The sequence below is a fragment of the Paenibacillus praedii genome (assembly GCF_049725345.1).
Lineage (GTDB): Bacteria > Bacillota > Bacilli > Paenibacillales > Paenibacillaceae > Pristimantibacillus.
In genome coordinates, this window is the sequence record NZ_JBMWAM010000006.1 from 104,176 (window position 1) to 117,444 (window position 13,269).

Consider the following 13,269-nt stretch of genomic DNA (forward strand, 5'->3'; position numbering starts at 1 on the left):
TTCGACAAGGAGTGGCCGTTTGGCGCTGTTAGAGCATAGGCGTGCTTACACGCAGGTAATATGGGTTAGTTGGACGGGTTAAGCGCGTAACTTGGTGCTTACAGCGTTCGGTTGGTTTGGCAGCGGACAGAAAAAACAGCCCGATAGGTTGTATAAGCGCTTATCGGGCTGTTTTTAACGGGTTACTTGGGAGCTTTGAGCGCAAACGCACGCTTTTCCTTCTCCTTTGGCTGCGGATCAGCAGCCGGCTTGGCCTTGTGCGCTGGCCGCTTATTCAGCACCCTCACAACGCTGCGCAGCGCCGCCGGCGTTGGCGCTCCCGACCAGAGCCCGGGAGACGCAAACTGCGCTTCCTCGACCCAGCTCACAAGCTGGCGGAGCGCGTCCTGCTGCTCCACAGCAAGCGCTGGTTCGGCCGCGCTTGCGTATTCGCGCGCCGTTAGCAACGGCGCGTGCTCGCCTAAACGGCGATGCAGCAGCGGAGCCAGCGCAGCAGCCACTGCGCTGAAGCTGGCGCGCTGGCGCGCTGCTGCGGAGAGCGCGAGCGAGCGCGCAGCGGCGCTTCCCGGCGCGGAAGCATGGCCGCGGCCGCCTGCTCTAGTGTGGCGCGGCGCCAGCTCGGCCGCGCCTGTTCCCCGCAAGCGCGGCTGCGCCGCTTGCGCGGTTGACTGATCCGTCACAGAGAAACGTGACGGATCGGGCGCGGCTGCGCCGACTAGCTTCGCGACGTCGGCGTGGGCCGCGCCATAGCGGCGCAGCGCCAGCGCAAGGCGAAGCCGCTGCCGCTGCGCCGCAGCAATGGCCGCGGCCGCAAGCGCTAGCGCGGCCGCGCCTGCGGCTGCAGCAGCGGCAGGCGATGCCGCCGCTGCGCTCTTGGCGGCGCCCTGCGCCGCCTGCGCGAGAGCGTCTGCTCCTCGCGCCACGGCAGAGGCGGTCTGCTCTGCCGCCGCCTCAAACCAACCGGCGAGGCTCGCGAAGCTCACCTCGCCAAAGCCAAAGGCTCCGCCAACTTGGCCCGCTGCACTCGCAAGCCCGGTCGCGACAGTCCCCGCTCCGCTAACTAACCCGGCGGACGCAACAGTCGTAACGCCACCGAACCCCGGCGTCGGATCAAACGGCACCCAGCCTGCGCCCGGGAAATAAACCTCAACCCACGCGTGCGCATCAGACCCGCGCACCTCGTAATTAACCAGCTTCGCGCTTATGCTATCGTTATTTGAGCTTCCTGCCTCTTGAGTTTGTCGATCTTCGCCTTGATCTGAAAGGTTTCCCTCAATAAGACTCTCACTATCCGAGCTCCCCGCACTCGCGCCATCCTCCACAGCCGTCCCGCTGGTGAACCCCTTCACCCAGCGCGCCGGGATACCCTGCGAGCGCAGCAGCACGACCATGGCAGAAGAGAAATGGACGCAATAGCCCTGTCGCTCCTCGAACAAAAAATGATCAACAAAATCGCTGCCCTCCGGTGGAGCCGTGCTGCCCTCCAGCGTATAAGCATAGCTTGACTTTAGAAAATCCTCGACCGCCTTCACCTGATCATAACGGCTTGTAAAGCCTCCCCCGGCTACTTCTGCCGCTAAAGCGATCACCCGGCCCGGAAGAGAATCCGGCAGCTGCAAATACGGAGCCAGCTTCGCTTGAAGCTCAGTTTCATTCGCTGATAGCGCCTTATTATTCATATCATCCAGAGCATCCTCCGGTAAGCCATACCCCAGCGCTCGCAACTGTTCTGCGTCGGTTATCGCTAATATGCTCTCTACCGTATAGCGTTCCACCTTTGTCGTCGCCGACTGCGCATGCAGCGCATTTGTCTCTTCGTCAAATACGTAGCTTTCAAGCTTCCGCCGAGGATCTGCCGCAACGAAATCCGTCACGCGACCGTAGAGGCCTGAGCTGAATAATGGCATGCCGGCTGTCGGCTCCAACCAGACAACCGATTGACGGACCACCGGTCCCAGCTCTCGATTCCCCGTCAAAGCGGCAGCCTCTAATAACGCCGCTTCATCCGAGACGTCTACTGGCATCCGTACGGAGGTATTGTACACATCGCTCCAACCTCGGCCGTCATATACATTTTTCGATTCTCCGCGCCAATAAGCCTTTACCGTAGAAGTACCCGTAAAAATAACCCGATGATCCTGCTGAATCGGGCTCCCCAGCTCACGATCGTTGAAGCCATAGCCGGTAAAAGCGCCGCCCGGCTGCTCTAAACCAGCTTGTCCCATCACCGTGACAGAGCGGCCGCTCCTGCTTAATGATTGAACCGCGTTCTCTACCCGATTCGTCAGCGTTTCAGACCAGCCCGCAGCCGGCATCGCCGCCTCGCGGCCGCTTGCGAACAGCAGCCCGCAGCCGATAACCATCAGCACTACAAAAGCAGAGCTTAGGAGCCAGCTTATTTCCAGCCCCTTCAGCTTGCCAAGTCCCAGCTTAAAAATCCGCTGCACCCTCGGTACACAGACGATTGCTCCTAACAGCAGCCCTTCGGCAACGGTTCGCATCAATCCACCCATGATCTCGAAGCCAAGCCAAATATGAAGCGTGACTAGATAAGCAGCCGTTATGGCGGCGATGCCAAGAGCAGTCTGACGCATCCATATGAGCGACTGCAAGGCCGGAGCAAGCATCGCCCAGCCGATAAAGAGCAGCATCGTCCGAAGCTCGCCGGACATGGCCCATAGACCATTTTCAAAAACCAGGAGCAGATGATTCTTGAGCATTTCCGGAAATTCAAGCAGCCATTGCAAGCTGCTCTGCTCCGAGCTTTTATACAGCCTCATTAAACTCAGCACGCACAGGAGCGCATTCATGGGCAACGTAAGCATGAGCGGCATGCGGAAAAGTCCGAGCACCAAGGTAAAGCCGATAACAAGCAGGAGCGGCTCAGGATAATATATAAACGACCAAGCCCCAGCTTTTACCCAAGGCAGCAGCCATTCTGTAAGCAAACCAAACAGCAGCGCGCTTGTGATGAACCGGTAAGCAAACGACTCCTCTCCCGCTGCGCTCCGCTCAGTGCTCCTTGCCGCAGATCGCATAGTTGGTGTCCATCCGTTCCTGCCATTGTGATCATTGGGCATAGTCATGTGCAGCACCTCCTTCCTCCGCATAAGGAAGCTCGCTCATGTCTGCAGGGACATCCAGCCACGTAACCTTGATGCCGCCGCTTTCCAGCCATTTCTGCTGCTCTCTCATAGCGAAGGAGAGTACGCTGCTGCGCGTAACAATGAACAGCTCCAGCCTGCAGCCGCGCTCTGCCGCGTAGCCGGCCAGCTCTCCCCAGCTCCGACCGCCTCTCCAATCTGCCGTAAAAACCAGCATCGTACCGCCCCGCTCAAGAGTTTGCCCGCTCTTCATAAGCTGGAATGCCAACGAGCCCTTTCCGTCAGCTCGAAGCATGGCCAGCCTGCGAAGCATGTCTGAAACGCTGCCGCTGCGCTCTTCAACTGCAAATGCCCTTTCAGCCGCTGCAGCCTGTTCTGTCAGCAGCGTAACTGCACTGCCAATAGCCGCCTGCTTTACCGCAAAAGCAGCCCAGCCCGCACAAGCATCAAACAGACGGTCATCCTGTGCATAGGCAGAGCCGTTCGTATCGAAAACAATAAACGTCTGGCATGGCTGCTCCAGCGAGAAAAGCTTCGTTTGCAGACCGCGCCCCTTGGCCGCGCTGCGCCAATCCAAATGACGAAGCGAATCCCCTTCCCGATAGGGACGGCTTTCTGGACCAATACCAGCGGCTCTTACCGCTGCTGCTATTTCTTCACGTGCGGCTTCCCCTCTGCGATCTCTAGACGCTCCAAGCAGCCGTGTATTCGTTTCGCCAACGGGTGCGCTGCCCGCTCGCCAGCTTTCAAGCGCGTCAGACTCAGGTAGCCCCGGCAGCACGACAAAAGCCGACCTGCATAGCAATCGCTTATGAACAGCAGTCAGTCCAAGCCAATCCCCAACTGTAAGGTCTGCATATTCAAACGAATGCCGGCCGCGATGCAGCTTGTGCAGCATGTAGACGGACTCAGACCCGCACTTCAGCGTTGGTCGCAGCACGGCGCTATATCGAACAACACGTCTAGAAGCTGAACACTCATTGCTCGCAGCATCATGTACAGCCATCCACACAAATGGGACAAAAAAGGACCGCTTCACCGTTAGCCGAACCTCGATCGTCCCGCCGTCCCGCGTCTCCTCGCTTGGCAGCAAACGCGCAGCCGTTATGCCCGCCGCAGCAATCCTGGGAAACACGCCGCTAATGAGAATAATCATGCCCAGCACCGCTGCCAAAAATAGTTCAACCGCTCCGCCGCGCTGAACCGCCGCTGCCAAGCTCCCGGCAAAGCCGACCGCAATAACCGTCCAAGCAAGCCATCTCGTGCGATAAACGCTCTGCGCCGACATATCCTCCCAAACCACTGCCGTGCTTGCGCCCTTTGTGCGCGCATCTATCCTTTCACGCTCATTCTCAACGGCGTCAAGCGGCGCCAGCTGTTCCCGATCCACTACATTCATCGGCGTTTCCTGCTTCCAAAGCCATTCCCCGCAGCGGCAGGCAGCGGACATTCGCGAATCGTTCGCCGAATAATCGCCAAGGCATCCAAGCCAGTCGTCGCAGCGCCGTAGCGAAGCGATAACCGGTGCGGCAGAACGGCGTCCGATGTTGCCAGCAAATCATCCGGCACCGCATAACCGCGGCCTTCCAAATAGGCGTTTGCCTGCGAGGCTCTCAGCCAATCGCGCAGGGCGCGCGGACTCAGTCCCAACGATACCTCCGCCACGCGCCTCGTTGCATCGCCCACCTGCACCATATACTCCAGCAGTGCCGGATGCATATGCGTCTGCCGCGCTTCCGCCTGCATCTGAAGCCATTCCTCCGTGGCAATGACCGGGCGCAGACGCTCCGGCTCAATCCGATTGCCGTCCACATATTGCTCCAGCATCCGCTTCTCCTCTGCCGAGCCCGGATACCCGATCGTCAGCCGCATCATGAATCGGTCCAGCTGCGCCTCCGGAAGGGTATTCGTTCCTTCGAAGCTTAACGGGTTCTGGGTAGCAATCAGCATAAATGGAACCGGCAGCCTGCGCGTCTTGCCCTCTACTGTCACGCGCCTCTCCTCCATCGCCTCCAGCAGAGCGGACTGCGTACGCGGCGAAGTCCGATTAATTTCATCCGCCAATACGACATTGCCCATAATAGGACCGGGACGATAGACAAGCTCGCTTGACCTGGCATCAAGGACGACTCCGCCCACGATATCAGCCGGCAGCATGTCGGACGTAAACTGAATTCTTTTGAAATCGCCGCCAACCGCCCTGGCGAACGCGTGCGCAAGCAGCGTTTTGCCGACGCCCGGCACGTCCTCCAGCAGCACATGGCCTCCCGCCAGCATCGCTGTCAGCGTATTTTTAATAACCTGCTGCTTGCCAAGCAGCACGCTCTCTACCTTCATTGATAGTCGGTGCAGCAGCACCTGCGGCGCCTCCGGCCAGTGACTAAAACGTTCCTCTTTCGTTTCCTCAGAAAATTGGGGAGAAATCATGCGGTCATCGCCTCCTGAAAAATAAATCTATCTATTTTCCAGTTTCCCCATCTTTCTCTCGCTTTAGACCTGCTAGAATAGTGACTCCGCTATTATTCCGCGATCTATATTTCCCGTTGCTTATCGTTGAAGACATAGTTATCACCTCATACGGGCTATTGCCCAATCTGATAGATTATATGAGCGGCATTATAGTAAATGACGAACGCTTCTCAGCATATAAAAGTTTGGCACATGTATTATTTAGGCGGCTCTCAACATTTGACGATTACAGTAAATAGTCCCGGCAATATGATGTAGATAGAATCTACAATAAAAAAATCGCCCCCAACATCGTGTCGGGGGCGATTTCTTATCCTTATGCATTAAAAAGCAGCGACAATCGCGCCTTTATACGTATCCTCAATAAACTTCTTCACTTCCGGCGAGCGAAGCGCGGCCGCCAGCTTCTGCATCGCCTCAGAATCCTTATTATCCGGACGAGCGACGAGAATGTTTACATATGGAGAATCCTTGCCTTCGATGAACAAGGCGTCCGTTGTTGGAACAAGACCCGCCTCAAGGGCGTAGTTGGTGTTGATCAAAGCGAGATCTACCTCGTCCAATACACGCGGCAGCGTAGCGGCTTCAACCTCCGTAATGTCGAGCTTCTTCGGATTATCCGTAATATCGGCTACTGTTCCGCTGACGCCAACGCCTTCCTTCAGCGTCAATAAGCCATTAGCAGCCATAAGAGCTAGTGCGCGGCCGCCATTGGACGGGTCATTCGGAATAACAACCTTAGCTCCCTCCTTCAGCTCCTCCAGCTTTTTTATTTTTCGCGAATAGGCGCCGAAGGGCTCGATATGCACACCGGCAACGCTAACGAGGTCGTAGCCTTTATCCTGATTAAATTGCTCCAAGTATGGTGTGTGCTGAAAGAAGTTAGCGTCAATCTGCTTCTCGTACAGCTGCGTGTTAGGCTGCACATAATCATTGAACTCAATAATATCTAATGTAATCCCTTGCTCCTTCAGCATCGGCTTTACAAACTCCAATATTTTCGCATGGGGCACCGGCGAAGCGCCGACCTTCAATGTGACTTCCGCTTGTTTGTCTGCTTCCGCACCGGAATTAGGGTTAGGACTCGTCCCATTTACATTGTTTTCATTCCCCTTCTGCTGGCCGCAAGCAGCGAGCGCGAGCATAAGCAGCATGGCTGCCAGAACATAGGTAATTTTCTTCATTTTCATACCTCCATTGGTGTAATTTCAGTCTTTGCTGTCACTGACGATATTGACGTTTCATCCCATTAACGAATGTTAATGTCTACTTCCTGCTGTACTTTCTCACGAGCGCATCGCCGATTGTCTGCAGCACCTGAACGAGCACGATAAGCAGCACGACCGTAACCAGCATCACATCGGTCTGGAACCGCTGATAACCGTAGCGCAGCGCTAAATCTCCAAGCCCGCCGCCGCCGATAACGCCTGACATCGCTGTATACGAGACAAGCGTTACCGCCGTTATCGTCACTGCGGCCAGTAATCCTGGACTGGATTCCCGCAGCAGCACACGCCGCACGATATCCCATTTTGAGGCGCCCATCGCCTGCGCTGCCTCAATAACGCCGCGATCAACCTCGCGCAGCGAAGTTTCCACAAGCCTTGCGAAAAAAGGCGTAGCCGCCACGACAAGCGGCGGAATCGAGCCTTCAACGCCGAGCGTCGTTCCCGTTATGAATTTGGTGACCGGCATAATCATGATCATCAAAATAACGAACGGAACCGAGCGAAGCACGTTGACAATAAATGAAAGCACGGCATACACAATCGGCTGCTCCAACAGCTGTCTTCGGGAAGTTAAAAATAATATGATGCCTAAAATAAGGCCGAAGACGATCGTGAACAGAAGCGAGGCTGTCATCATATAGAGCGTGTCCTTCGTCGCTTCCCCTATTTCCGGCCAACGTACGTTCTCAAAGCTCATCATACAACCTCCACCTCCAGCCCTTCCTTACGCAGATCGGCAATCACGCGTTCAATTTCATTATCGCTGCCGATCAGCTCCACAATGAGCTGGCCATATGGCGTCTCCTTCATGCGCGATACCGTTCCTTGCAAAATCGCAAATTTCACGGAGGTCGGCTTCACGGCATTATAAAGAATCGGCTCATACGTCAAATCGCCGATATAGGTCATGCGCAGCAGCTGTCCCTTGCGCTGACGCAGCAGCTGTCCATTCGCACTGCTGTCGGATACTTGATCGACAAAATCGCGGGTAACCGGATGCTCCGGCTTCAGAAACACCTGAAGCACTTCACCCATCTCCACAATTTCGCCTTGGTCGATAACGGCTACGCGGTCGCAAATCGACCGAATGACACTCATTTCATGCGTAATCAGCAATATCGTGATGCCAAGCTTCGCATTAATATCAAGCAATAGCTTTAAAATGGCATTTGTTGTTTGCGGATCCAGCGCCGATGTCGCCTCATCGCACAGGAGAACATCCGGATTGTTCGCAAGAGCTCTGGCAATTCCAACCCGCTGCTTCTGTCCGCCTGACAGCTGTGCAGGATATTTATCCGCATGCTGCTCCAGCTGGACTAGCTTAAGCAACTCATCGACACGTTGATTTACTTCCGGTTTAGACAGCTTCGCGAGCTGAAGCGGAAAGGCGATATTTTCCTTCACCGTAGACATCGAGAGCAAATTAAAATGCTGGAAGATCATCCCGATGCGCCGCCGATGCCGCTGCAGCTCACGCTCCGACAGACCTGTCAGCTCCACCTCGCCTACGGTAACCATGCCGGAGGATGGCTTTTCCAGAAGATTGACACAGCGCAGCAGCGTGCTTTTGCCCGCGCCGGAATGGCCGATAATGCCGAATATTTCCCCTTTCTGCACCGTCAAACTAACGTCTCGAACCGCTTCTACCGATTCCGCGCCTATTCGATACGATTTTCTGATGTTATGCAGCCTGATCAGATGAATCCCCTCCTGTCCTACAAGGAAAACCATATTGTATATATGTGTGTGTTGGCTGTCAATGCTCAAAATTACCCAATTATTCTTTTATTGTAACCCGCAGTCCATGTTTTACTCTCGCCGCGAGCGGTTTTCACGGCATCCAAAAGAGGCCCGTCACAAAGGTCGTTAAAACCTCTCGCGACAGACCGCCTTTTTATTGCTGTTATGACCGCTGCTTAGCCGTATCACACTTGTCCTGAACCGCGCCAGACTCCAATGCGCGAACCGCCTCAAGCACCTGCTCCGCATGGTTCTTCACCTTCACCTTGCGCCATTCATAGACCAGCCTGCCTGCGGCATCAATAAGAAAAGTCGATCTGACGATGCCCATATACTCTTTGCCGTACAGCTTCTTCAGCTGCCACACGCCATATTTCTCGCATACCTTGTGGTCCTCATCGGTGAGAAGCAGGAACGGAAGCTCCTTCTTCTCAATGAAACGCTGGTGTGACTTTATTGAATCGGCATTAATCCCGAGAATGACCGTATTGTGCTGCTGCATCTCCTGATTCGCATCCCGCAAATCGCAGGACTGTTGAATGCAGGCTGTCGTCATATCCTTCGGATAAAAATAGAGCACAACGTTGCGTCCGCGGTAATCGCTTAATGCGACGCTCTCTCCGTTTGATGCCGGCAAGACAAAATCCGGCACTATTTTTCCCATTTCTAGTGCTGTCAATCTCCACACCTCCGTCAAAATCCATTCCTAGCTGTATTCGTCCCTGTACAGAGTAGAATGCACTAGGAGCCCGCTCCCCGATACCGTTTCACGCCATGATTCCAGAACAGCAGGCCCAGCGTAAATACGATGATGCCCATCACCGGCGTCAGCAGCGCCAGCTGTGAGACGTCGTCCGCCTTCTTTTCCAGAAAGTAAGACGCCGGAATGACGCCTACGAAAGCAAATGGCAGCAGCCACGTCAGTACGAACCGAATCATTTTGTTATAAATGTTAACCGGATAGCGGCCGTAGTTTTGAATGTTGTACATGAGCGGCACGATACCGGTCGGAGCGTCGGAATAGAACGATATCGCGCTTAGCGCCGTATACAGCCCCGCATAGATCAGCACCGCTCCCAGTACGAGAACCAGCAGAATCAATACGTCCAGCACTTGAAACGGCAGGTCAAGCTGCGTCCAGCAAAGCGCCATAATGATGGCCCCGACGAAGGAGCCGATCAGGGACGGCGGATCGACATTTTCGAGCAGCACCTGATACAGGCTGTGCGCCGGCCTCGTGAGCACCCGGTCCATCTCGCCCTTTACAATATAGCGTTCACTGAAATTCCATATGCTGAAGAAGGTGCTGAAGATACCATACGGAATCATGAAGAAGCCGTACACGAACACGACCTCAGCCTCCGACCAGCCGCCGAGCGTCGGCGTATGCTGGAAAACGATCAGAATGAAGATCAGATTCATCCCTTGAAACAGCAAGTCCGAAAGCACTTCAATCCAGAAATCCGCGCGGTAGGTCAGGCGGGTTTTGGCGTAGTTTTTAATATATTCCCAGAATAACGATGCATATCTCATTTCGATTAACCCCCCTGCACGAACAGCCGCTTACGGGCAGCGCGCCATGTGAACCAGATTGGCACTAGCAGCACGACGAACCAAAGCACCTGCAGCCCAAACACCGGCAGCGCCTCGCTGCTTGGCGTTCTTCCCGTAAAGACGGAGCTTGGCAAATAGGTGATCGCTTGGAACGGCAGCCACTGCATCGTTGCAGACAACCAGCCCGGAAAGAAGGCAATTGGCACGACGACGCCTGAGAACAAGTCGACCATAACACGCTTCATTCGCATCATGCCCTCGTTATTCTCAACGAAAAAGGCAAACAGGCCGGTCAAAATATTAATTTGCGAATTGATCAGAAAGCTGAAAAACAGCATGACAAGATAAATGAGCCAGGTTATAGGGTCCGAAGGCAGCGTTACCGGGAAAATAAGACAGACGATAATCATCCCCGGCACCATGAACAGCAGCATGCGGAACAGACCTTCACCGAAGCCCTGCATCATTTTGACCAATAAGTAGGAATAAGGTCTGATCAGCTGCACCGCTACGCTGCCATCACGGATTTCATTGGCAATTTCGCGATCCAGATTATTAAAATAAAACGCGCGGGCCATCCAGGATACAGCGACGTAGGTCGTCATTTGATTGACCGTAAAGCCGGCTAGCGTCTCTTGGTCGCCATATATCGCCTGCCACAGAAAATAATAAGCTCCGATATTAATGGCATAAATAATGATCCCGCTGTAATAATTCACACGATAAGCAAGCATCATGAGAAACCGGATGCGAATAAAATCGATATAAGCGCTCATCATGATGTTGCAGTCTCCTTGGATGCTGCAGCGGTACCGGTCTGATAAATACCGCGAACGATATCATCGGTATTCGTCTCGAATATTTTGATATCTCGAATTTCCGTGCCGCCTACCACGCTCGCGAGCGCATCCGATACGTTAACCGCATGCGGCAGCCACATTTTTGCCGTCACTTCATTTTCCATCTTCCAGGTTACATCTAAACTGTCCGTAAGCTGCTGAAGTCTGGCTAGCGGCGTATGTGCGGCGAACTGGAATTGAATCTCGCGGCCTTTGCTCCAGCGGCTCTTAAGCTCGTCAAGATTGCCATCGTAGATGATGCGTCCGTCATCCAGCATAATAACGCGCGAGCAAAGTGCTTCGATATCCTGCAGATCATGGGTGGTCAGCAATATCGTCGTCCCCTGCTCCTTGTTCATCTGCATAAGGAAGTCGCGGATTTCCGTCTTCACCACGATATCAAGACCAATGGTTGGCTCATCGAGAAAGAGTATGGACGGATTATGCAGCAGCGATGCGACGAGCTCGCAGCGCATCCGCTGGCCAAGACTGAGCTTGCGCACCGGACGGTTGAGCAGCTCGCCAAGATCAAGACGCTCGACAAGCTCATTTAGCCGTTTGCGAAAGTCTGGCTCCGATACCTGATACACCTTCCGCAGCAGCTGGAACGATTCGATCACGCCGATATCCCACCACAGCTGGGAACGCTGTCCAAATACGACGCCTATGCCATTTACGAACTTCTCGCGATCCTTGAAGGGCACATAACCATTTACTTTGATATCGCCGGAGGTTGGTACCAGTATGCCGGTCAGCATTTTGATCGTTGTCGATTTGCCCGCTCCGTTTTCTCCAATATAGCCGCATATTTCGCCCTGCGGAATTTGGAATGATATATCCTTAACCGCCGTTACCTCGTTATACTCGCGCTTAAACAAGTCCTTGAGGGCGCCGGATAGGCCTTCACGATTTTTTTGAACCTTGAACTGTTTTCTTAAATCCTTCACATCGATAGCCAGCATCTAGTTGATAAAGCCCCTTTCACTTCGACATTTCCTAGGAAATAGCGATTTAATTTTCCCTAAAACGATAAAACTTGCTTCTAACTGTCATTCAGCTTTATAATTTTATGATATGTAATCATACATTACTTCACGCCCAGCGTAAACGGCAGAAATTATCCTTATTAGATAGCCGAGGTTTCGCTTCGCAGCAGCAGTCATCACTAATATCAGAGAACAGCCCCTACTGGAACGGTAAAGTTTCAGCAACATTTGAAAGGAGCACTTCTAACGAAATGCGTACTCAAACAAATAAGAAAAAAAAGTGGAAATGGTTTTTTATCAGCCTCTCTATTTTACTGGGAGCAGCACTCGCGGTTGCGATCTACTGGGGGGTTGGCGTATATAATGCACTAGAAGACTTTAGCGATCAACCGGGTAAACATGAAACAACAAACAACCAGAATGCAGAAGAGACGATAGAGGTTCCGGAATGGGCAGGAACGGAAAGAGTAAATATTTTGCTGCTCGGCGGTGACGCGCGTGGTCTGGATGAAGGACAGGCAGCAAGATCCGATTCCATACTCGTTGCATCATTCGATCCGGTAACGAAGAAAGCCCATCTCTTCTCTGTATTGCGGGATACTTACGTGGATATCGAAGGATACGGGCGCGGAAGAATTAACACCGCATATACACTGGGCGGCTATCCGCTTGCCATGCAGACGATTGGCGATCTGCTCGGACTTGACATTCAATACTATGTGTATACGGACTTTGAAGGCTTTAAGGCCTTGATCGATACGATTGGCGGCATCTATTTCGATGTTGAGAAGGATATGCATTACACGGATAACGCAGACGGCAATCGATACGATATCGATCTGAAGAAAGGCTACCAGCTGCTCGATGGCGACAAAGCCCTTCAATACGTGCGCTTCCGTCACGATGCGATGAGCGACTTCACCCGTACAGAGCGCCAACGCAACTTCCTGAAGGCCGTGTCCAAGGAGCTGCAGTCGACGTGGAACATTGTCAGGATGAAGAAAATTTTAGAAAGTGTTCAGCCTTATGTGCAAATGAACATCAGCGTCACCGATATGCTGAAGCTGGGACAGCTTGGCGTCAAAAGCCATGTAGCCGGCACCACGCAAATTCCGCCGATGGAACTCATTTCAGAGGACAGGGTTGGCGGCGCATCCGTCATAGCCGTAAGAGATACAGACGAACTGCATCATTTCATCGAAATGACGCTGCAGCAGGACGATACCATACCTGAACCGCCTGCCAGCGACGCGCCGACGGACGGTGCCGCTAACGGGGCTGTAAGCGGAGCATCCGCGAGCTCGTCGAGCAGCGAGTAATAACTAATGAATACACGCAACGGCTAACG

Annotated in this window: 11 protein-coding genes; 1 reads left to right on the plus strand and 10 read right to left on the minus strand. The window is 53.7% G+C overall.

Annotation, left to right across the window (positions count from 1 at the left end; translation table 11 throughout):
- Positions 1–182 precede the first annotated feature (182 nt).
- The 10 genes from ACO9K6_RS07925 to ACO9K6_RS07970 form a co-directional block, all read right to left on the minus strand.
- Positions 183–3,086, minus strand: coding sequence for a transglutaminase-like domain-containing protein (locus tag ACO9K6_RS07925; protein WP_424767010.1), 2,904 nt, complete (start codon positions 3,084–3,086; stop codon positions 183–185).
- Positions 3,070–4,503, minus strand: a complete 1,434-nt coding sequence (locus tag ACO9K6_RS07930) for a DUF58 domain-containing protein (RefSeq protein WP_424767011.1) — start codon at positions 4,501–4,503, stop codon at positions 3,070–3,072. Before ACO9K6_RS07930 ends, ACO9K6_RS07925 begins: the two co-directional genes overlap by 17 nt.
- Positions 4,500–5,531 (minus strand): AAA family ATPase, encoded by a 1,032-nt coding sequence (locus ACO9K6_RS07935; RefSeq protein ID WP_424767012.1) that lies wholly within the window; start codon positions 5,529–5,531, stop codon positions 4,500–4,502. Before ACO9K6_RS07935 ends, ACO9K6_RS07930 begins: the two co-directional genes overlap by 4 nt.
- A gap of 365 nt (positions 5,532–5,896) precedes the next feature.
- Positions 5,897–6,757 (minus strand): MetQ/NlpA family ABC transporter substrate-binding protein, encoded by an 861-nt coding sequence (locus ACO9K6_RS07940; protein ID WP_424767013.1) that lies wholly within the window; start codon positions 6,755–6,757, stop codon positions 5,897–5,899.
- Positions 6,758–6,839: 82 nt separating this feature from the next.
- Positions 6,840–7,499, minus strand: a complete 660-nt coding sequence (locus ACO9K6_RS07945) for a methionine ABC transporter permease (protein ID WP_424767097.1) — start codon at positions 7,497–7,499, stop codon at positions 6,840–6,842.
- Positions 7,499–8,500 (minus strand): methionine ABC transporter ATP-binding protein, encoded by a 1,002-nt coding sequence (locus ACO9K6_RS07950; RefSeq protein WP_424767098.1) that lies wholly within the window; start codon positions 8,498–8,500, stop codon positions 7,499–7,501. The genes ACO9K6_RS07945 and ACO9K6_RS07950 overlap by 1 nt, the downstream gene beginning before the upstream one ends.
- 205 nt (positions 8,501–8,705) lie before the next feature.
- Positions 8,706–9,206: a thioredoxin-dependent thiol peroxidase gene (bcp, locus tag ACO9K6_RS07955; RefSeq protein WP_424767099.1), complete on the minus strand. Its 501-nt coding sequence runs from the start codon at positions 9,204–9,206 to the stop codon at positions 8,706–8,708.
- Between the two features lie 77 nt (positions 9,207–9,283).
- Positions 9,284–10,075: an ABC transporter permease gene (locus ACO9K6_RS07960; RefSeq protein WP_424767014.1), complete on the minus strand. Its 792-nt coding sequence runs from the start codon at positions 10,073–10,075 to the stop codon at positions 9,284–9,286.
- 5 nt (positions 10,076–10,080) lie between these two features.
- Positions 10,081–10,875, minus strand: a complete 795-nt coding sequence (locus ACO9K6_RS07965; protein WP_424767015.1) for an ABC transporter permease — start codon at positions 10,873–10,875, stop codon at positions 10,081–10,083.
- Positions 10,872–11,897, minus strand: coding sequence for an ABC transporter ATP-binding protein (locus ACO9K6_RS07970; RefSeq protein ID WP_424767016.1), 1,026 nt, complete (start codon positions 11,895–11,897; stop codon positions 10,872–10,874). Before ACO9K6_RS07970 ends, ACO9K6_RS07965 begins: the two co-directional genes overlap by 4 nt.
- A 275-nt stretch (positions 11,898–12,172) precedes the next feature.
- Here ACO9K6_RS07970 and ACO9K6_RS07975 point away from each other — a divergent pair, with 275 nt between their 5' ends.
- Entirely contained in the window at positions 12,173–13,240 is a 1,068-nt protein-coding gene (locus tag ACO9K6_RS07975; RefSeq protein ID WP_424767017.1) for an LCP family protein, read from the plus strand.
- Positions 13,241–13,269: the final 29 nt, after the last annotated feature.

Excerpts from the sequence above, each read along its gene's own strand:
- ACO9K6_RS07925 (WP_424767010.1), bottom strand. The coding sequence starts at position 3,086 with ATGACTATGCCCAATGATCACAATGGCAGGAACGGATGGACACCAACT.
- ACO9K6_RS07930 (WP_424767011.1), bottom strand. The coding sequence starts at position 4,503 with ATGAATGTAGTGGATCGGGAACAGCTGGCGCCGCTTGACGCCGTTGAG.
- ACO9K6_RS07935 (WP_424767012.1), bottom strand. The coding sequence starts at position 5,531 with ATGATTTCTCCCCAATTTTCTGAGGAAACGAAAGAGGAACGTTTTAGT.
- ACO9K6_RS07940 (WP_424767013.1), bottom strand. The coding sequence starts at position 6,757 with ATGAAGAAAATTACCTATGTTCTGGCAGCCATGCTGCTTATGCTCGCG.
- ACO9K6_RS07945 (WP_424767097.1), bottom strand. The coding sequence starts at position 7,499 with ATGAGCTTTGAGAACGTACGTTGGCCGGAAATAGGGGAAGCGACGAAG.
- bcp (WP_424767099.1), bottom strand. The coding sequence starts at position 9,206 with ATGGGAAAAATAGTGCCGGATTTTGTCTTGCCGGCATCAAACGGAGAG.
- ACO9K6_RS07960 (WP_424767014.1), bottom strand. The coding sequence starts at position 10,075 with ATGAGATATGCATCGTTATTCTGGGAATATATTAAAAACTACGCCAAA.
- ACO9K6_RS07965 (WP_424767015.1), bottom strand. The coding sequence starts at position 10,875 with ATGATGAGCGCTTATATCGATTTTATTCGCATCCGGTTTCTCATGATG.
- ACO9K6_RS07970 (WP_424767016.1), bottom strand. The coding sequence starts at position 11,897 with ATGCTGGCTATCGATGTGAAGGATTTAAGAAAACAGTTCAAGGTTCAA.
- ACO9K6_RS07975 (WP_424767017.1), top strand. The coding sequence starts at position 12,173 with ATGCGTACTCAAACAAATAAGAAAAAAAAGTGGAAATGGTTTTTTATC.